19 protein-coding genes, 1 tRNA gene and 1 pseudogene are annotated in these 21,654 nt (G+C 67.9%); 17 read left to right on the top strand and 4 right to left on the bottom strand.

Annotated features, from left to right (window positions below; all coding sequences use genetic code 11):
• The first annotated feature begins 12 nt into the window (after positions 1-12).
• From coaBC to GXY47_01045, 5 genes are read left to right on the top strand one after another with little or no spacing between them, the layout of a single operon-like run.
• Complete coding sequence (gene coaBC, locus GXY47_01065) at positions 13-1,209, top strand: bifunctional phosphopantothenoylcysteine decarboxylase/phosphopantothenate--cysteine ligase CoaBC (protein ID NLV29716.1); 1,197 nt, start codon at positions 13-15, stop codon at positions 1,207-1,209.
• Positions 1,206-2,096, top strand: a complete 891-nt coding sequence (locus GXY47_01060; protein NLV29715.1) for a GTPase Era — start codon at positions 1,206-1,208, stop codon at positions 2,094-2,096. Before coaBC ends, GXY47_01060 begins: the two co-directional genes overlap by 4 nt.
• Positions 2,093-2,839, top strand: coding sequence for a uracil-DNA glycosylase (locus GXY47_01055; GenBank protein NLV29714.1), 747 nt, complete (start codon positions 2,093-2,095; stop codon positions 2,837-2,839). The genes GXY47_01060 and GXY47_01055 overlap by 4 nt, the downstream gene beginning before the upstream one ends.
• Positions 2,836-5,286 carry a primosomal protein N' gene (gene priA / locus GXY47_01050; protein NLV29713.1) on the top strand — a complete coding sequence of 817 codons (2,451 nt, stop codon included), beginning with the start codon at positions 2,836-2,838 and terminating at the stop codon, positions 5,284-5,286. Before GXY47_01055 ends, priA begins: the two co-directional genes overlap by 4 nt.
• A gap of 25 nt (positions 5,287-5,311) precedes the next feature.
• Positions 5,312-6,223 (top strand): cation transporter, encoded by a 912-nt coding sequence (locus tag GXY47_01045; protein NLV29712.1) that lies wholly within the window; start codon positions 5,312-5,314, stop codon positions 6,221-6,223.
• Here the strand turns inward: GXY47_01045 and GXY47_01040 are convergent, their stop codons facing one another.
• Positions 6,224-6,748 carry a hypothetical protein gene (locus GXY47_01040; GenBank protein ID NLV29711.1) on the bottom strand — a complete coding sequence of 175 codons (525 nt, stop codon included), beginning with the start codon at positions 6,746-6,748 and terminating at the stop codon, positions 6,224-6,226. It abuts the gene before it with no gap.
• On the bottom strand, positions 6,745-7,242 hold the full coding sequence (locus GXY47_01035) for a DUF2085 domain-containing protein (protein ID NLV29710.1): 498 nt from the start codon (positions 7,240-7,242) through the stop codon (positions 6,745-6,747). Before GXY47_01035 ends, GXY47_01040 begins: the two co-directional genes overlap by 4 nt.
• Positions 7,243-7,565: 323 nt before the next feature.
• On the opposite strand from GXY47_01035, the gene GXY47_01030 reads away from it, so the two are divergent.
• The 11 genes from GXY47_01030 to GXY47_00980 all read left to right on the top strand — a co-directional run bounded on the left by GXY47_01030 (position 7,566) and on the right by GXY47_00980 (position 17,889).
• On the top strand, positions 7,566-8,669 hold the full coding sequence (locus GXY47_01030; GenBank protein ID NLV29709.1) for a D-alanine--D-alanine ligase: 1,104 nt from the start codon (positions 7,566-7,568) through the stop codon (positions 8,667-8,669).
• On the top strand, positions 8,666-9,712 hold the full coding sequence (locus tag GXY47_01025; GenBank protein NLV29708.1) for an ATP-grasp domain-containing protein: 1,047 nt from the start codon (positions 8,666-8,668) through the stop codon (positions 9,710-9,712). The genes GXY47_01030 and GXY47_01025 overlap by 4 nt, the downstream gene beginning before the upstream one ends.
• Complete coding sequence (locus tag GXY47_01020; protein ID NLV29707.1) at positions 9,702-10,202, top strand: GNAT family N-acetyltransferase; 501 nt, start codon at positions 9,702-9,704, stop codon at positions 10,200-10,202. Before GXY47_01025 ends, GXY47_01020 begins: the two co-directional genes overlap by 11 nt.
• A 28-nt stretch (positions 10,203-10,230) precedes the next feature.
• Positions 10,231-11,316, top strand: a complete 1,086-nt coding sequence (locus GXY47_01015; GenBank protein NLV29706.1) for a KamA family radical SAM protein — start codon at positions 10,231-10,233, stop codon at positions 11,314-11,316.
• A 160-nt stretch (positions 11,317-11,476) separates the two neighbouring features.
• A complete protein-coding gene (locus GXY47_01010) occupies positions 11,477-13,123 on the top strand; it encodes a CTP synthase (GenBank protein ID NLV29705.1) in 1,647 nt (548 codons plus the stop codon).
• Between the two features lie 21 nt (positions 13,124-13,144).
• Positions 13,145-13,963: a 3-deoxy-8-phosphooctulonate synthase gene (gene kdsA, locus GXY47_01005; GenBank protein NLV29704.1), complete on the top strand. Its 819-nt coding sequence runs from the start codon at positions 13,145-13,147 to the stop codon at positions 13,961-13,963.
• Positions 13,960-14,937 (top strand): KpsF/GutQ family sugar-phosphate isomerase, encoded by a 978-nt coding sequence (locus GXY47_01000; protein NLV29703.1) that lies wholly within the window; start codon positions 13,960-13,962, stop codon positions 14,935-14,937. Before kdsA ends, GXY47_01000 begins: the two co-directional genes overlap by 4 nt.
• Positions 14,938-15,025: 88 nt before the next feature.
• A complete protein-coding gene (locus GXY47_00995) occupies positions 15,026-15,817 on the top strand; it encodes a HEAT repeat domain-containing protein (protein NLV29702.1) in 792 nt (263 codons plus the stop codon).
• Positions 15,818-15,909: 92 nt separating this feature from the next.
• Positions 15,910-15,984, top strand: a tRNA-Gly gene (locus GXY47_00990).
• A gap of 273 nt (positions 15,985-16,257) precedes the next feature.
• Positions 16,258-17,016 (top strand): SagB/ThcOx family dehydrogenase, encoded by a 759-nt coding sequence (locus tag GXY47_00985; GenBank protein ID NLV29701.1) that lies wholly within the window; start codon positions 16,258-16,260, stop codon positions 17,014-17,016.
• A gap of 18 nt (positions 17,017-17,034) precedes the next feature.
• The gene (locus GXY47_00980; protein NLV29700.1) at positions 17,035-17,889 is read left to right on the top strand and encodes a DUF3750 domain-containing protein; all 855 of its coding nucleotides are present in this window, start codon (positions 17,035-17,037) and stop codon (positions 17,887-17,889) included.
• On the opposite strand, the gene GXY47_00975 is transcribed toward GXY47_00980, so the two are convergent.
• Positions 17,832-18,854 (bottom strand): hypothetical protein, encoded by a 1,023-nt coding sequence (locus GXY47_00975; protein ID NLV29699.1) that lies wholly within the window; start codon positions 18,852-18,854, stop codon positions 17,832-17,834. The two genes, GXY47_00980 and GXY47_00975, sit on opposite strands and share 58 nt — an antisense overlap.
• Before the next feature lie 349 nt (positions 18,855-19,203).
• On the opposite strand from GXY47_00975, the pseudogene GXY47_00970 reads away from it, so the two are divergent.
• Positions 19,204-20,289 (top strand): annotated as a pseudogene (locus tag GXY47_00970) (substrate-binding domain-containing protein).
• A gap of 3 nt (positions 20,290-20,292) precedes the next feature.
• Here GXY47_00970 and GXY47_00965 read toward each other — a convergent pair.
• Entirely contained in the window at positions 20,293-21,630 is a 1,338-nt protein-coding gene (locus GXY47_00965; GenBank protein NLV29698.1) for a hypothetical protein, read from the bottom strand.
• Positions 21,631-21,654: the final 24 nt, after the last annotated feature.

The following is a 21,654-nucleotide window of genomic DNA, read 5'->3' as shown; positions in this document are numbered from 1 at the left end:
AGGGGGCGGATCATGAAAGTGGCGCTCGGAGTCACCGGCTGCATCGCCGCGTACAAATCGATCGAGGTGATGCGCGGGCTGCAGAAGGCGGGGGTGGAGGTCCAGGTGGTGCTGACCCGCTCGGCGGCGGAGTTCGTCGCTCCTCTCACGTATGAGGCGCTTTCGGGCCGGAGCGTGATCATGGACATGTTCCGGCCGGAGTTGAACCGCGACATCCGCCACATCAGCCTGGCGCAGTCGATCGACCTGCTGGCGGTGGTCCCGGCGACGGCCAATATCCTCGGGAAGATGGCGCACGGGATCGCGGACGACTTCCTCTCGACCCTCTATCTCTCCACCCCGGCGCCGGTCCTCATCGCCCCGGCGATGAACGCCGAGATGTGGCGGCACCCGGCGGTGCGCGCCAACGTGGAAACGCTCCGGGGCAGGGGGCACCATTTCGTGGACCCGGAGCCGGGCATGCTCGCCTGCGGAATCGAGGGGGATGGGCGCCTGGCCGCGGTCGACGGGATCCTCGAGCGGATCCTGGGCGTCCTCGGCGGCGAGCGCGACTTCGAGGGGCTCCGGGTGCTGGTGACGGCGGGACCCACGGTGGAGGACATCGACCCCGTTCGTTTCATTTCCAACCGGAGTTCGGGGAAGATGGGGTACGCCGTGGCCGAGGCGGCGCACGCGCGCGGGGCCGGGGTGACGCTGGTATCGGGTCCCGTGAGCCTTCCGGCTCCCGCGGGCGTCGAACTGGTCCGGGTGCGTTCGGCGTCGGAGATGGGAGAGGCGGTCCTGCGCCTCTTCCCGGGCACGGACATCGTGGTGAAGGCGGCGGCCGTGGCCGATTACCGGCCGGCGGAGCCGGCGGCGGGGAAGATCAAGAAGGGGGAGGGCGCTGAAACGCTGAACCTCGAGCGCACGGACGACATCCTGGCCCGGCTGGGGAGGGAGAAAAAGGGGCAGGTGCTGGTCGGGTTCGCCGCCGAGACCGACAACCTGCTCGAGAACGCGAGGGGGAAGCTCGCGGGCAAGAACCTGGACCTCGTGGTCGCCAACGACGTTTCCAGGGGCGTGTTCGGCGAGGACGCGGCCACCGTGCACATCCTCAGGAGGACCGGGGAGACGGTGACGCTGCGGCAGCGGCCGAAGGGGGCGATCGCGCGCGCGATCCTCGACCTTGCGCTCGAGGCGCGCCGGACCCGGGGAGAGGAAGCCCCATGAAGAGCGGGACCGCCGTCATCATCGGAAGGCCCAACTCGGGGAAATCGACGCTGCTGAACGCCCTCGCGGGTCAGAAGGTGTCGATCGTCTCCTCCAAGCCGCAGACCACGCGCCACCGCATCATCGGGGTCCTCAGCGAGAAACGGGGCCAGATCGTCTTTGTCGATACGCCGGGGGTGCATAAGCCCGGCTACCGGATGAACCAGAGGATGCTCGGCACGGTCTACGAGCAGCTCCGCGGCGTCGACCTGGTGCTGCACATGGTCGATGGCGGCATCCCGTTCGGCGCGGGGGAAAACTTCGTGCTCGAGATGGTGAAAAAGACGGGGGCCCCCGCCTTCCTGCTTCTCAACAAGATCGACGCCATCGCCAAGCAGCGGCTCCTGCCCGCCATGGATCGCTACGGGCAGGCGGGATGCTTCATGGAGATCCTCCCGATATCGGCCGCGACCGGCGAGAACCTGGACCTGCTCCGCGACCGGATCTTCGAATACCTGCCGGAGGGGGAGCCGCGGTACGGCGAGGACCTGGTCACCGACCGGACGGAGCGCTTCCTGGCCGGCGAATTCATCAGGGAAAAGCTGCTCGAGCGGCTGCGCGAGGAGCTCCCTTACGCGTCCGCCGTGATGATCCGCCGGTTCGACGAGAGCCGCAGGGTGGACAGGAACCTGGTGGTGATCGACGCGGACATCCTGGTGGAGCGGCGTTCGCAGCAGGGGATCGTGCTGGGCGCCGGGGCGAGGACGCTCCGGGACCTGGGGACCGAGGCGCGGCGCGACCTGGAGCGGCTGCTCGGCTGCAAGGTGTACCTGGGACTCGAGGTGCGCACGGCGCGCAACTGGCGCAACGACGACGCGCTGCTCGACCAGCTGGAGCTGGGGTCATGAACCGCCGGGTGCTGGGGGAGCAGATTTACGGTCACCTGCGACTCTTCAGCGCCCTGGGGGTCCGCTATGCCGGGGCGGCGCGGGGCGAGAGGAAGGCGCCGGCGGCCCCGCATGCGCCCGGGCCCTCGGCGGGGGCGGTCGCGCGTGAGACCGTGGCCGGGGACGCCGCCGGGGCGCAAACGCTGGAGGCGATCCGGGCCGACCTCGGGGATTGCCGGCGCTGCGCGCTGGCGGCGACGCGCAACCGGATCGTGTTCGGTGCGGGAAACCCGCACGCGGCCCTGATGCTGGTCGGAGAGGCGCCGGGCGCCGCGGAAGACGAGCAGGGGATCCCGTTCGTGGGGAAGGCGGGGCAGTTGCTCACGCGCATCCTGGAAGCCATCGACCTCGGGCGGGAAGACGTCTACATCTGCAATATCCTGAAATGCCGCCCCCCCGGGAACCGCAACCCGCAGCCGGAGGAGATCGCCGCCTGTTCGGGATTCCTGCTGCGCCAGATCGCGGCCGTGCGCCCCCGCGTCCTCTGCACCCTGGGCGCCTTCGGCGTCCAGACGCTTCTGGGGACGACCGAATCGATCGGACGGCTGCGCGGGCGGGTGATCGATTACGGCGGGATCGAGCTCGTGGCCACCTACCACCCCGCCTACCTGCTCCGGAACCCCATGGAAAAGCGCAAGGTGTGGGACGACATGCGCCTCGTGCGCGACCGCCTGCGCTCGCCGCAGGGACCCGGGTCCCGATGATGGAGTACGTGGATGTCGCCGTCCCGTCCGGCGTGCGCAGGACGTTCGCCTACTCGGTCCCGCCCGCGCTGCGGGCGCGGATCGCGCCGGGGATACGCGTGCTCGTCCCTTTCGGGCGGAAGCTCGTGACCGGCTACGTGGTGGGCCGGCTCGGCGAGGCCGAGGTCCGGGGGATCCGGCTGAAGGCGGTCGAGGACCTGCTGGAGGCGCGCCCGGCCGTGACGCCGGGGCTGGTGCGGACGGCGCTGTGGGTGAGCGACTACTATTTCGCCCCGCCGGGGGAGGTGTTCCGTGCCCTGTTCCCGGCCGGTTCGCAGGTGCTCGGGGAGCGGGTGGTCCAGCTCGAGCCGCGGACGGCGGCGTTGCTGGGGGGAGGATTGCGCCCGACGGGACTCGGGCCCCGCGAGGAGGCGCTGCTCGACACGCTCCACCGGGAAGGGGCGCTCACGGTCAAGGAACTGGCGCGCCGGGCCGGCATGCGGGGGGCGGAGGGCTGGGTGGAGGCGCTCGCGGCCGCGCGCCATGTCCGGCTCGAAATGCGCGTCGGCGGCCCGAAGACGAGGGAAAAACAGCAGTGGGGCATCCGGCGTCTGCCCGCGGCGGCCGATCCCGCGCTGCCGCCCGCGCAGAAGCGGCTGTACGGCGCGCTCGGCCCCGAGGAGACGGCTCTCGAGGAAGCGCTCCGGCGCGCGGGTTGCTCGCGGAGCGCCGCCACGGCGCTCGAGCGCAAGGGGCTGGCCGCCGTCGCCCCGATGAAGATCGAGCGGGTCCCGCAGGAGCTCGCCCCCTCGCCCGCGGGCGGGGGTCTGGAGCTGACGCGCCACCAGCGGGAGGTGATCGACGGCATCCTCGAGCTGATGCGGAGGCCCGAACCGGCGCGCTGCCTGATCCACGGGGTGACCGGGAGCGGGAAGACGGAGGCCTACCTCAGGCTGATCACCGAGGCGCTCCGCATGGGGCGATCGGCCCTCTTCCTGGTCCCGGAGATCGGGCTCACCCCCCTGCTCAGCCGCCTGGTGGTCTCGCGCTTTCCGGGCCTGGTCTCGCTCCTGCACAGCGGCATGAGCCCGGGGGAGCGCTACGACCAGTGGAGCCGCATCCGCGACGGGGGCGCCCGCGTCGTGGTGGGGACGCGTTCGGCGGTGTTCGCGCCGCTGGCCGATCCGGGGCTGGTGATCATCGACGAGGAGCAGGACGGCTCCTACAAGCAGGACGAATCCCCCTGTTACCACGCCCGCGAGGTGGCCTGGCACCGCATGCGCCAGTCGGGGGGTGTGCTCGTGATGGGATCGGCCACGCCCTCGATCGAGACCTACCACCTGGCGGTCCGCGAGCGGAAGGCGGCCTACTTTCACATCCCCGAAAGGATCGAGGCGCGGCCGATGCCGCGGGTGACGGTCGTCGACATGGCCGAGGAGTTCCGGCGCGCGGGGAGGAACGTCGTGATTTCGCGCCCGCTCGCCGGGGAGCTCGAAGGGTGCATGGAGCGGGGGGAACAGGCGATCGTGCTCCTGAACCGGCGCGGGTTCGCCCGGTCGCTCCTCTGCCGCAGCTGCGGCCACGTCTATGTCTGCCCCGACTGCAGCATCAGCATGACCTACCACCGGCAGGAGAACCGGCTGGCCTGCCACTACTGCGGGATCGAGAAGGAGGTCCCGTCGCTGTGCGCCAACTGCGGGGGCGCCTACATCCACTACGCGGGGGTGGGGACCGAGCAGCTGGAATCGCTGCTCGCGGAGCTTTTGCCCGGCGCCCGCATCGCGCGCCTCGACCGCGATACCACGAGGCGGCGGGGCGTGCTCCGGTCGACCCTGGTCGCCTTCTCCGAACGCCGCATCGACCTGCTGGTGGGCACCCAGATGCTGGCCAAGGGGCACGATTTCCCGGACGTGACCCTGGTGGGGGTGGTGGCCGCCGACGCGGGGCTGCAGTTTCCAGACTTCCGATCGGCCGAACGCACCTTCCAGCTGCTGACCCAGGTCGCGGGCCGGGCCGGGCGGGGGGCGGCGCCGGGGCGCGTGATCCTCCAGTCCTACTACCCCGACCACTACGCGCTCGAGTTCGCGCGCGATCAGGATTACGCCGCGTTCTACGCGCGGGAGATCGAGTTCCGGCGCCTGATGGGGTACCCCCCCTTCCGCAACCTGGTGCAGATCCTGGTCAGCGACCCCGATTACGACCGGGCGATGCGGGCGGCCGAAACGATCGCCGCCTCCCTCAAGCGGCACGGGACGGCGCTCGGGGGGGATGAAAAGCCGCGGGTGCTGGGGCCTGCCGCGGCCCCGATCGAGAAGCTGCGGGGCCGCTACCGGGTGCAGATCCTGCTCAAGGGCGGGCCGGGCGGGGGCGGGACGGGGCTGCTGCGCGCCTGTTTCGAGGAACTGGCCTCCGGCCGGGGGCAGGCGGAAAAGATCCACGTGGATGTCGACCCGCTGTCGCTTCTTTGACCCGGGTCCAGAGGGGGAGGGGGACATGTCAAAGCGCGGGAACCGGAAACAACCCGGGCCTGCCGAAGGCGGGCGCGGCGGAGGCCGAAGGAGCCTCAGGCGGGCGCTCGCGATCACGGGGACCTGGTTTCTGATCGAACTGGCGGGCGCCCTCTACTCCAACAGCCTGGCCCTGCTGGCCGACGCCGCGCACATGCTGACCGATCTTGCGGCGCTCGGGCTCAGCCTGTTCGCGCTCGGGGTTTCCCTGCGGCCCGCGACCCCTCAGAAAACCTACGGATACCTCCGGGCGGAGATCCTGGCCGCGCTGGCCAACGGCATCTTTCTCGCCCTGATGGCCCTGTACATCTTCTACGAAGCCTACGGGCGCCTGGTCACGCCCCCGGAGGTCCGGACGGTGCCCATGATCGTGGTGGCCTCCACCGGGCTCGGGGCCAACCTGGTCACCGCCGCGATCCTTTTCCGAAGCCGGCATGAAAGCCTCAATCTGCGCGGGGCCTTTCTTCACGTGATCGGCGATACGCTGGGATCCCTGGGGGCCGTCGTCGCGGGGGTCCTGATGCTCGCCCTGGGCTGGACGCGGGCGGATGCGGCCGTCAGCGTCCTGGTGGGCGCCCTGGTGCTGGCCGGCGCCTGGCGGCTGGTGTCGGAAAGCGTCGATGTGCTCCTCGAGGGGGTCCCGCGCCATCTCGACGTCGCCCGGATCGACGAGGACCTCCGGGCGATCCCGGGGGTGGCGTCGGTCCACGACCTGCACGTGTGGTCGATAGCCTCGGGGACCACGGCGATGAGCTGCCACATCGTCGTCGGGCCGGACGCGGACGGCGGGGGAGCGCTCGAGGAGGCCAGCCGCGTGGTGCGGGAAAAATACGGGATCGAGCACACCACGATTCAGGTGGAACCCGCGGGATGTCCCAACGGGGCCTGCGGGGGCTGATCATTCCCCGGCGGGAGGCGGCGCGGGAGGCAGGGGCGCGCCCACCGGGCGCTTCTCCAGCAGCGCGACCCCCACGGCGCCCCCCAGCATGGCGAAGAGGCAGTAGAGCACCAGGGAGACGGCCAGGCCGGAGACGAGGAGCAGCGCGGGGAAGTTCCCGCTCGAGGTCAGCGCTTCCAGCATCTCGAGGGTCTCGGGGGGGACGTCGGGCATTCCGGCGAGAGTTTCGCGCATCCGCTCGGCGATGCGGGCGGTGGCGTCCCCGGTCAGGAAATGCAGGGGGATGGAAAAGAGGGCGTAAACGGCCGTGCCGACCGCCCCGGTCAAGGCGCCGAGGAGGGCGCCGCGGCCCAGGGTGACGGCGGCGGCGGAATGCTTCACGTACAGGTGGGCTGCGAGCCCCCCTCCCAGGATCGCCCAGGCGCAGCAGAAGCAGTTGAGGGCGCCGATGACGGGGAGGGCCGACAGGACCCCCAGCAGCACGCCGCCGCCGAGCGCCGGCTTCCACATCGTTTCCGTATTCATGAACGTTCTCCCTCGAGGGTGCCATGACGGCGGGCGCCGGACGGGCGCCGCCGCACAAGTTCCGCGAGCGCCCGCACCAGCAGTGGCGATATCATATATCCTAAAAACATCCCGGAGAAGGCGCGGCTCCAGGCCGACCCGGACCACAGTCCCGAGCGGGCGAGCGCGAAGTCGATCAGCGCGGGGAGCGCCGCCGCCAGCAGCCACCACCGGCGCCCCCGCAGGCTCCCGGGGAAGCGGAGGGGGGCGAGCAGGGAGCCCGCAAAAAGGCCCAGGTAGATCCCGGAGCAGCGGTGGCACACGGCCAGGGGGAGTCCGGCAAGGGCGAAGGAGCGCTCGGGCGACTGGTGGCAGAAAAAGGAAAATCCCAGGTAAACAGGGAGGGCGTCGGCCCGACCGTGGGCCAGCGCGAGGGGCGCGGCCAGGGTGAGAACGCAGACGACGCCCCAGGAAAGGGCGAGCAGGATGCGGGCGGTGGCGTACCCCGGTTTCATGATGGACTCCGCGGGCCATTATACCTGAAAGGACCGGCGGCGGGTTCGCGGATATTCCAGACGCAATTTTTTATAAATGAAACTAAAATTCATAGTCGTATAGGTCATTCTGAATTCTTAAACCAATTTCGATGTCCAAAGTGTCCTTCGCACCGGTGAAGGCGCCATTGCCCCGCTGGCCGCCGGGAGAAGCCCGTAAACTCCGCGAAGTCCCAGATTTTGTGATTTTGTGAAATGGCGGCACTGTATCTTGTGGAAATATCCAAAATTTTCTTGACAAGCTTTTGCTATTCCCTTATACCAAGGTCGAAAGGTCGGGCGTAATGCGAGTAGGCTTAACATTTAACCTGAAACAGGACACCGGGGGAGAACCCCAGGAACCTCCGGGCGGGAGCCCCTCCGGGGACCCCTGGCCGAGCGCCGGGGAGAGCTCCGGCGGGAGCGCCGGGGAGAGCTCCGGCGGGAGGGGGGATCGGGTCGACGCCCAGGCCGAATGGGACGCCCCCGAAACCATCGCCGCCGTCCGGGCGGCCCTCGAGGAGCGGCACGAGGTGGTGGCCATCGACGCCGGCGGGGACCCCTGGGGGGAGCTGGTCCGGACCCGCCCCGATATCGTCTTCAACATGGCCGAGGGGGCGGCGGGCCCCTGCCGGGAGGGGTTCATCCCCGCGATCCTGGAGCACCTCGGGATACCCTACACGGCCAGCGATCCTCTCACCCTCAACACCTGTCTCGACAAATCCCGCACCAAGGAAATCCTGGCCTACCACGGGCTCCCCGTTTCGCCCTTTTACGTGGCGGACGCCCGCGACTTCGATTCCAACGGGCTGCGCTACCCGCTGATGGTCAAGCCGCTCCACGAAGGATCGAGCATCGGCATCCGGAACGACTCGCTGGTGCGTTCGCGCGCGGAGATGCGCGAGCGGGTCCACTGGCTGCTCGACACCTACCGGGAACCCGCGCTGGTGGAGGAGTTCCTCCCCGGGCGGGAATTCACCGCCTCCATCCTGGGGAACGGCGACGAGGCCCGGGTGCTGCCGCTCGTGGAAATTCTCTTCGACTCGCTCCCCGGGGGGGTCAACCCGATCTACTCCTACGAGGCGAAGTGGATTTGGGATCAAAGTTCGAATCCTCTGCAGATCTTCGAGTGCCCCGCCCGCATCGACGCGGGACTCCGGGCCGAGATCGAAAGCGCCTGTCTGCGCTCCTACCGCGTCCTGCGCTGCCGCGACTGGTGCCGCATCGACGTGCGGCTGGACGCCGCCGGGACTCCCCACATCCTCGAGGTCAACCCGCTTCCGGGTGTCCTTCCCCGGCCGGAAGACAACTCCTGTTTCCCCAAATCGGCGCGGGCGGCCGGCATGAGCTACAGTCGCCTGATCAACGAGGTGCTCGACATCGCGTGCAAACGCTGCGGGTTGACATGATGGAAAGCTGTGATTGCGTCGTGATCTACAACTCGGCCGCGACGGCGGAAAGGGCGGGAAGCCGGGAGAAGATCTATCCCGCCACCACCGCGCGCGAGGATGTGGGGGCGGTCGCGGACAGCCTGGCGGGCGGTGGGTACCGCCCGGAGGTGATCGCGGTGGAGCGCGTCACCGCCGAACTGGTCCGGCGGCTGCTCGGGCTGGCGCCGAGGTTCGCCTTCAACCTGTGCGAGGAGATCGACGGGGACGGCAGGATGGAGATGGCCTTCGCCGGGCTGCTGGAACTGCTCGGGATCCCCTTTACGGGCTCCGACTCCTTCGCCCTGGGGCTCGCCCTGGACAAGTTCCGCGTCAAGCAGGTCCTGGGTGCCGAGGGGATCCCCGTCCCCCGGGGATTCCTTTGCCGTCCCGGGGAGGAGCCCGAAATCCCCGACGACATGAAATTCCCCGTGATCGTCAAACCCGGGCGCGAGGACGCGAGCCTCGGCGTCAACGGGGATTCCGTGTGTTGGGCCGAGGCCGAGGTCGTGCGGCAGGTGCGCTACATCCACGGCGTCTACCGCCAGGAGGCCCTCGTGGAGGAGTTTCTCCGGGGGCGCGAGTTCAACGTGTCGGTGATAGGGGAGGAGGCGTCGGAGGTGCTGGCGATCTCGGAGATCGACTTCACCCGTCTGCCCGCGGAGGAGCCCAGAATCGTCGGTTACCGCGCCAAGTGGGATGAAACGAGCCCCCAGTTCGGCGCGACCACGCCCATCTGTCCCGCCGATGTTCCGGGGGGAATGAAGGAACGGATCGACTCCCTCGCCGTCGCGAGCTGCCGCGCGGTCGGTTGCCGGGATTACGCGCGCGTGGACATGCGCACCGACGGCACGGGCGCGGTGTACGTGCTCGAGGTCAATCCGAATCCCGACCTCTCCCCCGGAGCGGGTTTTGCCAGGGCCGCGCGCGCGGCCGGCTTCTCCTATGCGGACATCATCCTCGGCATCGGTGAAAGCGCCATCGCGCGCGGCGACCGGCTCGAGCCGGCCACCTATGCATTCTGACGAGCGGCCCGCGGCGCGGGTCAGGCCGATGACGAAGGGGGACCGCCGGGAGGTGGCCGGGCTGATCGACGGGGTCGAAAACTTCAACCCGGCCGAGAAGGAGTGCGCCCTGGAACTGGTCGACATTTACCTCGAGGACCCCGAACAGACCGATTACGCGTTCGCGGTGGCGTCCGGGGAGACGCCCGGGATCCAGGCCTACACCTGCTGGGGGCCGGTGCCGCTGACGCGGGGGACCTTCGATCTCTACTGGATCGCCACGCGGAGGGAAGCGCGGGGACTCGGGTTCGGCCGCGCGCTCGTCGGCCACGTGGAACGCGCCATCGCATCGTCCGGGGGGCGGCTGCTGGTGGCGGAGACTTCGGCAAAATCGTCGTACCGCAACACCATCGAATTCTATCGATGCCTTGGATTCGAGGAAGCATCGCACATAGCGGATTTCTACGATGTCGGGGATGACCGGCTGATTTTCGTCAAGCGGATTTCCTGACAGGGAGAAGAGCTCACTCATGGAACGGATGGAACAGTGGACGATTGACCTGCGAAACAGCGTCACTGGCGGTGGGACCCTCGCCAGGGATTTCGGTGCGGATGCGGAGGAGATCGACGCCGTTTGCCGGGACTATCCGATGCGCATCCCGCGCTACTACTACAACCTGATCGGGGAGAAGGGGGACCCGATCTGGACGCAGTCGGTTCCGTCGGTGCGCGAGCTGATGGACCCGTGCGCCCCGGAAGACCCGCTTCACGAGGAGGAGGACAGCCCCGTCCCGCGCCTGACCCACCGGTACCCCGATCGCGTGCTGCTGCTGATCACCGACCGGTGCCCCATGTACTGCCGCTTCTGCACGCGAAAACGGATGGTGGGGCGCACCAGCACCATCACCGAGAAGACCATCGCGATGGGCATCGACTACATCCGGAGCCACCGCGAGATCCGCGACATCCTCCTTTCGGGGGGCGATCCGCTGATGGTGAACGACCGCAGGCTGGAGCAGATCATCTCGCGGCTGCGGGCCATCCCGCACGTCGAGATCATCCGCATCGGCACGCGCTTCCCCTGCGTGCTGCCCAGCCGGATCACCGACGCGCTCTGCGACATGCTGAAGAAATACCACCCCATCTTCATCAACACCCACTTCAACCATCCGAGGGAGATCACGCCGCAGGCCAGGGAGGCGTGCGAGCGCCTGGCCAACGCCGGGATCCCCGTGGGCTGTCAGACCGTGCTGCTGAAGGGGGTCAACGACGACCCCCTGGTGCTCAAGGAACTCATGCACAAGCTGCTCTTGATGCGGGTGCGCCCCTACTATCTCTACCAGGCCGACCTCACCCGCGGCACCAACCATTTCCGGACCCGCGTCGAGAAGGGGCTGGAGATCATGCAGTCGCTGCGGGGCTATACCACGGGGTTCGGCGTGCCGCAGTTCGTCATCGACGCCCCGGGCGGGGGGGGGAAGATCCCCCTGATGCCCGACTACGTCGTCCGGTTCGACGAGAAGGAGATCGTCCTGCGGAATTTCGAGGGTAAGGAGTACCGTTACCCGCAGGCGGATCAGCCCTACGTCAAGGACACGCGCGACGTCGAGCTGATCAACTTCTAGGGCGGAAGCGCCCGCCGTGCCCGTCGGCGGGTTACGCGGACCTGCGGGGTCCGCCGGCCCGTCTTCCCGATCCGCGCTTGCACGGAGCGGTCCGTGTTGCTAATCTGCGATCTTCATTCCAGGACTGAATTCCGGGGGGTCGTCGAGTCACGGGGGTAGGATAATGAAGTACATCTTTGTCACGGGCGGAGTGCTTTCCTCTCTGGGGAAGGGGATCGCGAGCGCCTCCATCGGGCGGCTGCTCGAGGCGCGCGGTTTCAGGATCAATTTTCTCAAGCTGGACCCCTACATCAATGTCGATCCGGGGACCATGAGCCCCTTTCAGCACGGCGAGGTGTTCGTCACCGACGACGGCGCCGAGACCGACCTCGACCTGGGCCACTACGAGCGTTTCACCGGGGTGCGCCTGACGCGGGAGAACAACTCCACCACGGGGAAGATCTACCAGACGGTGATCGAGAAGGAGCGCAGGGGGGAGTACCTCGGCAAGACCGTGCAGGTGATCCCCCACATCACCAACGAGATCAAGGCCGTCATCCGCCGGGTCGCCCGGGACGTCGATGTCGCCATCGTGGAGATCGGCGGGACGGTGGGGGACATCGAAAGCCTCCCCTTCCTGGAATCGATCCGGCAGATGCGCAACGAGGACGGCCGGGAAAACTCCCTCTTCATCCATCTCACCCTGGTCCCCTGGATGGGCGCCTCCGGGGAGCTGAAGACCAAGCCCACGCAGCACAGCGTCAAGGAGCTGCGCGGGATCGGCATCCAGCCCGACATCCTGCTCTGCCGCACCAGCCAGCTCCTGCCCAGGGACGTGAAGGCCAAGATCGCCCTCTTCTGCAACGTTTCGGAACGGGACGTCATCACGGCCGTCGACGTCAAGAACGTCTACGAGGTGCCGCTGGGGCTGCATGACGAGGGCCTGGACGAGGCCATCATCAGCTACCTGCGCCTCCCCCCCAACGAGCCCCGGCTCGCGGACTGGAAGGCGGTGCTCAAACTCGATGCCTCCCCCAGGGACGGGGTCAGGATCGGCATCGTCGGCAAATACGTGGAGTTCGAGGATTCCTACAAGAGCCTGAACGAGGCGCTCTATCACGGGGGCCTGGCCAACCGGCTCCGGGTCGAGCTCTGCTGGGTGGACGCCGAGCAGCTCGAGGAGGGGACCCTCGACCGGCAGCTCGCGCCCTACGACGGCATCCTGGTGCCGGGGGGGTTCGGCAAGCGCGGCATCGACGGCATGCTGCTCGCCGCCCGCTACGCGCGCACGCGCAAGGTGCCCTATTTCGGCATCTGCCTCGGCATGGAGTGCGCCGTGATCGAATACGCGCGCAGCGTCTGCAACCTCGAGGCCGACAGCTCGGAATTCGACCCGTCGGCCCCCCACCGGGTGTTCTACCTGCTGCCCGAACTGCTCGGGAGCGACATCATGGGGGGCAACATGAGGCTGGGGGCCTACCCCTGCGTGCTCGACGAGGATTCGCTCGCCTTCCGGGTCTACGGCAGGAAGGACATTTCCGAGCGGCACCGGCATCGCTACGAGTTCAACCGGGAATACGAACAGGCCATCACGGGCCGGGGGATGCGGTTTTCGGGGAACTCGCCGGACGGGAACTTCGTGGAGATCGCCGAAATTCCCGGACACCCCTGGTTTCTGGGCTGCCAGTTCCACCCCGAGTTCAAGTCCCGGCCGCTCGAGCCGCACCCGCTCTTCGCAAGCTTCATCGAGGCATCCTACCGGAACGGGCTGAGGGTCCGGGCGGAGGCCGCGGACGGCGGCGCCGTCCGGGACACCCCGCCCCAATAGGCGTCGGAGGTCGTCGGGAACATGGTACAGGTCAAGGCCGGTCGCCTGAGACTGGGAAAGGGCCCCTTCTTCATCGCGGGCCCCTGCGTGATCGAGAGCGAGAGCCACTGCCTGCGGATGGCCGAGCGGCTCGCCGGGTACGGGTCGCGGCTGGGGGTTCCCATCCTCTTCAAGGCCTCCTACGACAAGGCCAACCGGACGTCGGTCCGTTCCTACCGCGGACCGGGGCTGGAGGAGGGGCTGCGCATCCTCGAGCGGGCGCGGGCCGCCAGCGGCCTTCCCATCCTGAGCGACGTGCACGAAACGGCGCAGGTGGCGGCGGCGGCCGAGGTGCTCGACGTGCTCCAGATCCCGGCTTTCCTCTGCCGGCAGACCGACCTCATCCGCGCCGCCGCGGCGAGCGGCCGCTGCGTGAACCTGAAGAAGGGGCAGTTCCTCTCGCCGGCCGAAATGGGCAAGGTGCTCGAAAAGGCGAGGGAGGGGGGGAACCGGAACATCCTGCTCACCGAGCGCGGGACCACCTTCGGCTACCACAACCTCGTGGTCGATTTCCGCTCCTTCGTCGTCATGCGCTCCTTCGGCCAGCCGGTGGTTTTCGACGTGACCCACAGCGTACAGGCGCCGGGGGGGCAGGGGGATCGCTCCGGGGGGGACTCCCGCTTCGTGCCGGCGCTGGCGCGGGCGGGGGCCGCCATCGGGGTGGACGGCTTTTTCCTCGAGGTGCACGACGACCCCGCCCGGGCCCTCTCGGACGGCCCCAACAGCCTGAAGCTCTCCGAGTTTCCCCGCCTGGTGCGGGAGATCCTCGCCATCCGCGGCGCCCTGGGGGAGCGGTCATGAGCGCGGAAAAGACCCATCCCTCCATCGCGACGGCGGCCAGGGTGCTCGGGGCGGAGGCCGACGCGATCCGCGCCCTCGTGCAGCGCCTGGGGGAGCCCTTCCTCGAAGCGGTCGAATTGGCCGCCCGCTGCACCGGGAAGATCGCCGTGACCGGGCTCGGGAAATCGGGCCTGATCTGCAAGAAGATCGCGGCCACCCTCTCCAGCACCGGGTCACCCGCCATTTTCCTGCACGCGGCCGACGCCCTGCACGGGGACTGCGGGTTGCTCGCGCCCAACGACCTTGTGCTGGCCGTGTCCAAGAGCGGCGAAACGGGCGAAATCCTCGAACTGCTCAACGTGGCGAAGCGGCTGGGGCTCGCCGTGGTGGCCATGGCGGGGGACGGCAACTCGACGCTGGCGCGCCACGCCGACGTCTTCATCGATGTCGGGGTGGACGGGGAGGCCTGCCCCTTCGGCCTGGCGCCGACGACGAGCACGGCTGCCGCCCTGGCCATGGGAGACGCACTGGCGTTGGCGCTGATGGAACGCAAGGGTTTCGGGCGGGAGGATTTCGCCGGCGTCCACCCGGCCGGGACCCTGGGGAAGAAGCTCCTGCGCGTCGGCGACCTGATGCACCGCGGTGAGGAGATCCCCCGGGTGGGGGCCGACACGCCGATGGCCGACGTCATCTACGAGATGTCGCGCAAGGGGCTCGGGATGACGACGGTTGCGGACGCCGACGGGCATCTGCTGGGCGTCATCAGCGACGGCGACCTGAGGCGGCTCCTCGAGAAAACCCCCGACCCGCTCGGGCGGAGGGCGGGAGAAGTGATGACGCGGAGCCCGAAGACCATCGGGGAAGGGGAACTCGCCACCGCCGCCCTGGCCCGGATGGAGGAGCTGAAGATCACGAGCCTGGGGGTCGTCGATCCCGGCGGCCGCCTCCGCGGGGTCATCCACGTACACGACCTGTGGCGGACGGAGATGTTCTGAACCGCCCCTGCCCACCGCCATGGTCGCCAAACCCCCTCCGGCCGGGTATAATGGACGCAGGGACGTTTTCTACGGGGGGAGGGCTTTCATGACGGACGAGACATGGGCCCGGATACGGGGCCTGCTGGCGGGTACGCAACCGGACTCCATAGAGGAAGGACTGGGGCTGCTCGAGGCGGAAATCGACCGGATCGGTCCGGACGAGGCGGAGGCGTTGCTGGAGATCGTCTCTCCCCTCTTTTACATCGACACCCTCGATCACCCCGAACTCGTTCCCGCCCTCGACCGCGCGCTCTCGCTCACGGCGCGCCTGGGCGACCGGCTGATCCCGCTGCTGGTGAAAAGACTGGATGCCGCCGACATGAAGGCCCAGTGGGCCATAGCCCACGCGCTGGGGCGCGTCGGCCCCCCGGCCGTTCCTCCCTTGATCAAGGCTTACGAATCGGCCACCGACACGATGATGCACGCCTTCATCCTCTACGCTCTCGGCAAGACCCGTTCGGAGGAAGTGGTGCGGGCCGTGCCCCTGGCCCTGGAGGCGGCCGCCTCCCCCAACATCGAGCTGCGCGACACGGCCACGCGGGCGCTGGGAAAGTTCGCCGAGTCGATCCCCCCGGGGCGGCTGCCGGCCGAATTGAGGCGCAGGTGCCTCGAACGGCTCCAGGAGAATCTCGCGGACGAGGAGCCCTCCGTGCGCGCCAAGGCGGTCCGGAGCATGGGGAAGCTCGCGCGCCACGGGCATTTGACGGAGGGGGAGCGCGGCACGCTCCGCGTCATCTGCCGCAACCTTACCGGCGAGGACGTCTCCGGCGAATGGGACCGGGCCTACATCGTGCGCAAGGAGGCGGCGGAAGCCCTCGGCTGGCTCGAGCCCCGGTAGCGGTCCCCCCGCCGCGGGAGGTTCCGGGGAAGAGGGGGCGCAATTTTACTTGCACAAAGCCGCGCGCCCGGGTACATTTAGCGTCAGTAAAAGCGGGAGTAATTCAGCGGTAGAATGCCAGCTTCCCAAGCTGGACGTCGCCGGTTCGATCCCGGTCTCCCGCTCCAGACAAACCCCCTGATTTAACTCCACTTACGGTAAATCCGACCACGGCCGCCATGGGGGAGGATTGTCCGTTTTCAGCCTTGTTGCAGCCCTGGCAACTTCGGGGATTCTGGCGGTCACGCGGAAATGGTGGTAGTTTTGGCTTAGCCGTTCGTTCCTTCATGCAGGAATCCGTTGTCGGGAACCGCTGGCGCCCGGTACCCTATGGCGGTTTGGCTCCAGGCGGTTACCTGTTCTGTCTGTGGCGTCAATGCTCACGGCACCGGGGAGGGGATATGGAACAGGATCGGACCAGACCGGAGGGGATCGGGCCGGGGTATCAGTACGACACCAAATATTACCGCGACCGTCGGCCCCCTCCGTGCGCGTGGGCCGGGCCGACGCCGCCGTTCAAGCGCTATGCCGACCCTGTCGCCCGGGTCGCGCTGCCCCGGCCGGTGACAACGGGGGGCGCGGGGCTGTGGGAAACCATCACGGCGCGGCGGTCGCAGCGCGTGTACGCCGCGGAGAGTCTCAGCCTCGCGGACCTGTCGCAGCTGTTATGGGCGATCCAGGGGATCACGGGGGAGCGGGACGGTTTCCGCTTCCGCGCGGCGGGATCCGCCGGAGCCCTCTACCCGAACGAGACCTACCTGGTCATCAACGACGTCGCGGGGGTGACGCCGGGCATCGCGCATTACGACGTGCGCGATCATGCGCTCGCGCTGATCCGCGCGGGTGGCATGGGTCGATTATGCGCCGAGGCGTGCTTGGGGCAGAGCTTCTGCGCGACGGCGCCGGTGGTGTTCGCGTGGGGCGCGGTGGTTCAGCGCAGCGCGCAGAAATACGGCGACCGCTGCTACCGCTACCTGTACCTCGACGCGGGGCACCTGGGCGGGCAGCTGCAGCTCGCGGCCGTGGCGCTGGGGTTGGGCAGCGTCAATGTCGGCGCCTTCCTCGACGACGAGGTCAACAGCCTCTTCGGCCTGGACGGTGTGGCGGAAACCATCCTCTACCTGACGGCAGTCGGAAAAACCGATGGGAACGACCGGTAAACGGGGCGGAGCGCGGTGATGACACGACAGCGAGGAGGAAGATTCGGAAAGGGGGTCGCTGCCGCGGTCGCGGCGATCTACGTGCTGCCGCTCGCGATGGCCGTCGCGTTGTGGTACGCCGACGGGACGCAACCGGCCGATTGGCGCACCGCGAGGCGTGACAGCGCGGGGATCGCGCCGCCCGCCGCCGCCACGCCGGAGGCCGTTATCCAGGTCTATGCCGCGCCCGCGGTCCGGTGGCGGGGGGCTTTCGGGGTGCATACCTGGATCGCCGCAAAAGCACAGGGCGCGCCGGAGTATACGCGCTTCGATGTCATGGGGTTCGGGGTCGCCCGCGGCCGGAGCGCGGTGCGTGTCCGGACCGGCGTGCCCGATGGCTACTGGTACGGGGCCGAACCGGAGCTGATCAGGGAGGTGCGCGGCGGAGAGGAGGTCGATCGTCTCATCGAGCGCCTTCACGCGGCTGCGCGCGACTACCCGTACGACCGGGTCTATCGCCTCTGGCCGGGACCGAACAGCAACACCTTCATCGCCGCTCTCGGCCGCAGCGTGCCTGAGCTTTCCATCGACCTGCCGCCGACGGCGGTCGGCAAGGACTATCTTCCCGGGGGCAGAATGGTGGGCCGTCCGGCGAGCGGGTCGGGCTTCCAGTTCTCGCTGTTCGGCGTGTTCGGGCTGATCCTGTCGCCGCAGGAAGGAATCGAGCTCAACCTCATCGGCCTCTGCGCCGGCATGGATTTCCATCCGCCCGCGTTGAAACTCCCCGGCCTGGGCCGCATCGGTTTTGCCGATAAGATCGAGGGGAAGAGAACGGTTCACGGGGCGGTTCGCCCGATGCCGTCCGCCGGTGGAGTGGATCTGTCGCCCCCCTGACTTCTTGCGGCCTCGAGGCGCCCGGCGGCGAACTGCAACGTCCTGTCCGAGAGGGGGGGCGTGGCCGACGGGTGGGAGGCGACATCGGTTCCCAGGTGGTTTGCCAGTTCCATGGTTGCCGGAAGATCCCAGCCCAGGGCCGTTCCCAGGAGGATGCCCGCCGCGCAGGCGTCCCCGGCTCCCACGGGATGCAGCACTTCCGCGGGGGGCACGGGCGTGCGCAGATCCAATTCCCCCTGCCGGCCGAGGGCCACGGTTCCCTCGGCCCCCCGCGTGACCACGACGGTCCGCGCGGGGAAGTGCGTGAGGAGCGATTCCATCCCGCGCCGGATCCCCTCGACGGAGCGGTCGGCGGGGGAGGGGATCCCCACGAGGTCCAGGAGCACGAAGAGCTCGGACTGGTTGGTCTTGAGGATCGTGGCGGTACGGCAGCCGAACTCCACGATTTCGGGGGAATATCCGGCCTCGGCGGTCAGCGTGTTGCGCCTCAGGTTGACGTCGTAGAGGCGGATCGCCTGCGGGGCGTTTTGCAGGAACCTTCGTATCGTGTCGCGGGATACGGGGGAGCGTTGCGCCAGGCTGCCGAAGCATACGGCATCGCAGCGACCGGCCAGCTCCGCGAGTCCCGGCCGATCCGTGATGTAATCCCAGGCCGCATCGGGCTCGATCTGGTATCCCGGCTCCCCGCCGCTCATGAAGACGCTCACCCTCCCCGTCGGGTGACCGGGATCCCTCCCGACATAGCGGCCCGACATCCCCAGCCGGAACAGAAAATCGACGATCCCCTTTCCCCTGCGATCGGAGTGGACGCAGCTGACCAGCACCCCGTAACCGATCCCGAGCCGGTGGGCCACTTGATGCGCATGGACCGCCACATTCAGCGGGGCGCCCCCGAGGGTCTCCGTTCCATCCTCGAAGACGTCGTAGAGAGCTTCCCCGATGCCAACGAAAATCAGCGGCTTCATCGGTACACCTTACGCTGCGCTCGACCCGTCGTCATAATGTCAGATTATTTGCGCAATAAAAGTGAGCATAATATCGGCAAAAATGATTGCATATTTCTGGTTTATTTGTAAATAGATTATGAGGCAGATCCGGACCGGGGAGCTACTCAAGATAGGATGGCACCGAGCGAAAAGGTGTCGGGCAAGGCTAGGGTGAAAACCCCCGAATCCTCCCGTTTGTCCCTCTGCGGGAAAGCTGTATTGACATTTTTGGAGCTTAATTTGTAATATCAGCTTTTATCGAGGGGGACCGGTGAGCGACCATGGGGCCAGGGGAGTGAGCGGGCAGGAAAAACCGGCGGCGCGGCAGACCAAGCATCGCCAGGTTTTCGAGCATGTCCGGGCGGAGATCGAGTCGGGAAGACTCAAGGAGGGGGAACGCCTTCCGTCCGAGATGGCCATGGTGAAGCAGTTCGCCACCTCCCGCCCCACGATCGCCCGCGCATTGCGCGATCTGCAGAACCTGGGGCTGGTGGAGCGCAAGATCGGTTCCGGCACCTACGTGCGCAGAAGCCGGACTGCGGCCGATTCGTGGCGCTTCGGGTTGCTGATCCCCGGGTTGGGGGGGACCGAGATCTTCGAGCCGATCTGCGGCCAGCTAGCCTTTCTGGCCCAGCGGCAGCACCATACGCTTCTCTGGGGCGATTTCGGCGGCAGGCGGGGCGAGGCGGATCGGGAATGGATCGAACAGGTCTCGCAGAGTTACATCCGGCAGACGGTCGCGGGGGTCTTTTTCGCCCCCCTGGAATTGACCGAAGACAAGGACCGGATCAACCAATCCGTCATCGGTGCCCTGGAGGCGGCTGGGATTCCCATCGTCCTGCTGGACCGCGACAGCGTGCCTTTCCCCCAGCGGAGCCATTTCGACCTCGTCGGCATCGACAACCGGCGCGCCGGCTTTCTGATCACGGAGCATTTGATCGGGCTGGGGTGCAGGCGGATCGACTTCCTGGCCCGACCGGGCTCCGCGCCCACCGTGATGTTGCGTATCGCGGGATACCGGGAGGCCCTGCTGAACCGCGGAATCACGCCCGACCCGGGATGGGTCCACACCGGCGAGCCCGCGGACGAGCGGTCGGTCGAGCGGATGGTGGCCGGGGGAGCGAATGCCGTCATCTGCGCCAACGACCTGACCGCGGCCAATCTGATGCGCACCCTCGATCGGCTGGGCTGTCCGGTTCCCGAGCAGGTACGGGTGGCCGGGTTTGACGATGTCCGCTATGCGGAACTGCTGCGTCCCCCCCTGACCACGATCCACCAGCCCTGCGCCGATATCGGCACCATCGCCATGCAGGCGATGCTGGAGCGCATAAAAAACCCGGCGTCTCCCCCCCGCGATATTCTCGCGCAGCCGACCCTCATCGTGCGGCAGTCCTGTGGCTCGGGCCTCAGGTGACCCTCAGCGCATGCGTTTGACGTCCGCCAGCAGGTCGAGCAACCCGTTGACGATGGCGCTTTCCGCATAGCCGGGCCGGCAGCGCGACGACAGCACCTCGAAAGTCTGGGTGCCGAAGGCCGCATCGTTCGGAACATATCCGGAATTGCCGCTGCCGTTGGCCATCGACACGAAGATCGATCGGCCGACGGGCGACTCCCGCTTGAATCGCCGGGCGATCAGGCTGAAGATTTCCGCATTGGTTCCCGCGATCGCGATGTCGTCGATCATCAGCAGGCTTAGGCGCAGCTGGACGTCGGGTCCGTCCCTGTAGGCGGCCTCGACCCCCGCACGCCCCTGCCCGATCCGGTCCCGCCCGGGGAAGCTGATCATCCGCTGCGCGGCGTAGATCCCGCCGTCGGCCGACATCCGCGTCGTCTCGCGCATCACGCGCTTGACCTCCTCCCCCAGGAACTGGCCCATGGACAGGATCATCCGCTTCTGCTGGTCGAGCAGCTTCCTGACCGTGGGGTCCTGCTTGTCGAGCCCTTGCCCTCCCGGAGGCATGGCGTTGCTGATGTCCTCCCCGCGCCGGGCGAAATCCCTGATACGGATATCCCTCAGGTCGAAGGTCTGCTGAAAGTAGAGCGGGTTCTGGTCCCCCTGGGCGCCGGTGGAGAAAACCGCCACCAGCCCGTCATCGAAGGAGTCTTCGATATAGCGGGAGGCGGCGCCGGGATAATCGCCGCTGATCATGTCGGTGTTGCCGGTGACGACCGCGTGGCAGGCGTAATTGTAGTAGACCGCGATCGGCTCGCCGGCGGTCGTTTCGAACTTGATCACCGCCACGGTCTTGTCCGACGGGCCCTCGTAGTTGGGGCCTTCCCACCATTTGCGGGTCCCGCGGTCGATGATGTTGCGGTTGACGTTGATGTAGGACACGCCCGTCCCGTACCCGATGCGCGCGGGCCGGAGGTTTTCCTTGGCCGCCCTGACGGCCTCGAATATCTGATCGGCCGAGCCCGCAAAGGCGCTGTGCGTGTGCGTCGGGTTCAGGATGAGGTTCCGGGCCGGGACGCCGAGCTCCCGCTCGATTCTCTGCGACACCGTCTTCCACACCTGTTCCCCCAGCATGCCCGTATCCGCGGAAACCAGGGCGGCGCTGGTGACGCCGTTATCGACCACGATCGCCCGGGCGTAGATCCGGTCGAGAATTCCCTCGCTGTTTTTGGGCAACAGGGCGGGCGTGATGTCGACCTTTGCCGCCCCCGCCCGGAAGGAGTGCACCGGGGCTTGCGCCCGTGCGGCACAGGGGAGAAGGGCGGTCAGAAGGGTCCAAAGGAGGATTCTTGCGGTTTTCATTTTTATCTCCCGGCAATGGCGCCT

The sequence above is a fragment of the Acidobacteriota bacterium genome (genome assembly GCA_012729555.1).
Classification (GTDB): Bacteria; Acidobacteriota; UBA6911; order UBA6911; family UBA6911; genus UBA6911.
The sequence above is the reverse complement of the archived record's forward strand: the minus strand, read 5'-3'. Positions and strand labels throughout refer to the sequence as shown.

Bases quoted from the DNA above. Each gene is read 5' to 3' on its own strand.
- coaBC (NLV29716.1), top strand. From the start codon at position 13: ATGAAAGTGGCGCTCGGAGTCACCGGCTGCATCGCCGCGTACAAATCG.
- GXY47_01060 (NLV29715.1), top strand. From the start codon at position 1,206: ATGAAGAGCGGGACCGCCGTCATCATCGGAAGGCCCAACTCGGGGAAA.
- GXY47_01055 (NLV29714.1), top strand. From the start codon at position 2,093: ATGAACCGCCGGGTGCTGGGGGAGCAGATTTACGGTCACCTGCGACTC.
- priA (NLV29713.1), top strand. From the start codon at position 2,836: ATGATGGAGTACGTGGATGTCGCCGTCCCGTCCGGCGTGCGCAGGACG.
- GXY47_01045 (NLV29712.1), top strand. From the start codon at position 5,312: ATGTCAAAGCGCGGGAACCGGAAACAACCCGGGCCTGCCGAAGGCGGG.
- GXY47_01040 (NLV29711.1), bottom strand. From the start codon at position 6,748: ATGAATACGGAAACGATGTGGAAGCCGGCGCTCGGCGGCGGCGTGCTG.
- GXY47_01035 (NLV29710.1), bottom strand. From the start codon at position 7,242: ATGAAACCGGGGTACGCCACCGCCCGCATCCTGCTCGCCCTTTCCTGG.
- GXY47_01030 (NLV29709.1), top strand. From the start codon at position 7,566: ATGCGAGTAGGCTTAACATTTAACCTGAAACAGGACACCGGGGGAGAA.
- GXY47_01025 (NLV29708.1), top strand. From the start codon at position 8,666: ATGATGGAAAGCTGTGATTGCGTCGTGATCTACAACTCGGCCGCGACG.
- GXY47_01020 (NLV29707.1), top strand. From the start codon at position 9,702: ATGCATTCTGACGAGCGGCCCGCGGCGCGGGTCAGGCCGATGACGAAG.
- GXY47_01015 (NLV29706.1), top strand. From the start codon at position 10,231: ATGGAACAGTGGACGATTGACCTGCGAAACAGCGTCACTGGCGGTGGG.
- kdsA (NLV29704.1), top strand. From the start codon at position 13,145: ATGGTACAGGTCAAGGCCGGTCGCCTGAGACTGGGAAAGGGCCCCTTC.
- GXY47_01000 (NLV29703.1), top strand. From the start codon at position 13,960: ATGAGCGCGGAAAAGACCCATCCCTCCATCGCGACGGCGGCCAGGGTG.
- GXY47_00995 (NLV29702.1), top strand. From the start codon at position 15,026: ATGACGGACGAGACATGGGCCCGGATACGGGGCCTGCTGGCGGGTACG.
- GXY47_00985 (NLV29701.1), top strand. From the start codon at position 16,258: ATGGAACAGGATCGGACCAGACCGGAGGGGATCGGGCCGGGGTATCAG.
- GXY47_00980 (NLV29700.1), top strand. From the start codon at position 17,035: ATGACACGACAGCGAGGAGGAAGATTCGGAAAGGGGGTCGCTGCCGCG.
- GXY47_00975 (NLV29699.1), bottom strand. From the start codon at position 18,854: ATGAAGCCGCTGATTTTCGTTGGCATCGGGGAAGCTCTCTACGACGTC.
- GXY47_00965 (NLV29698.1), bottom strand. From the start codon at position 21,630: ATGAAAACCGCAAGAATCCTCCTTTGGACCCTTCTGACCGCCCTTCTC.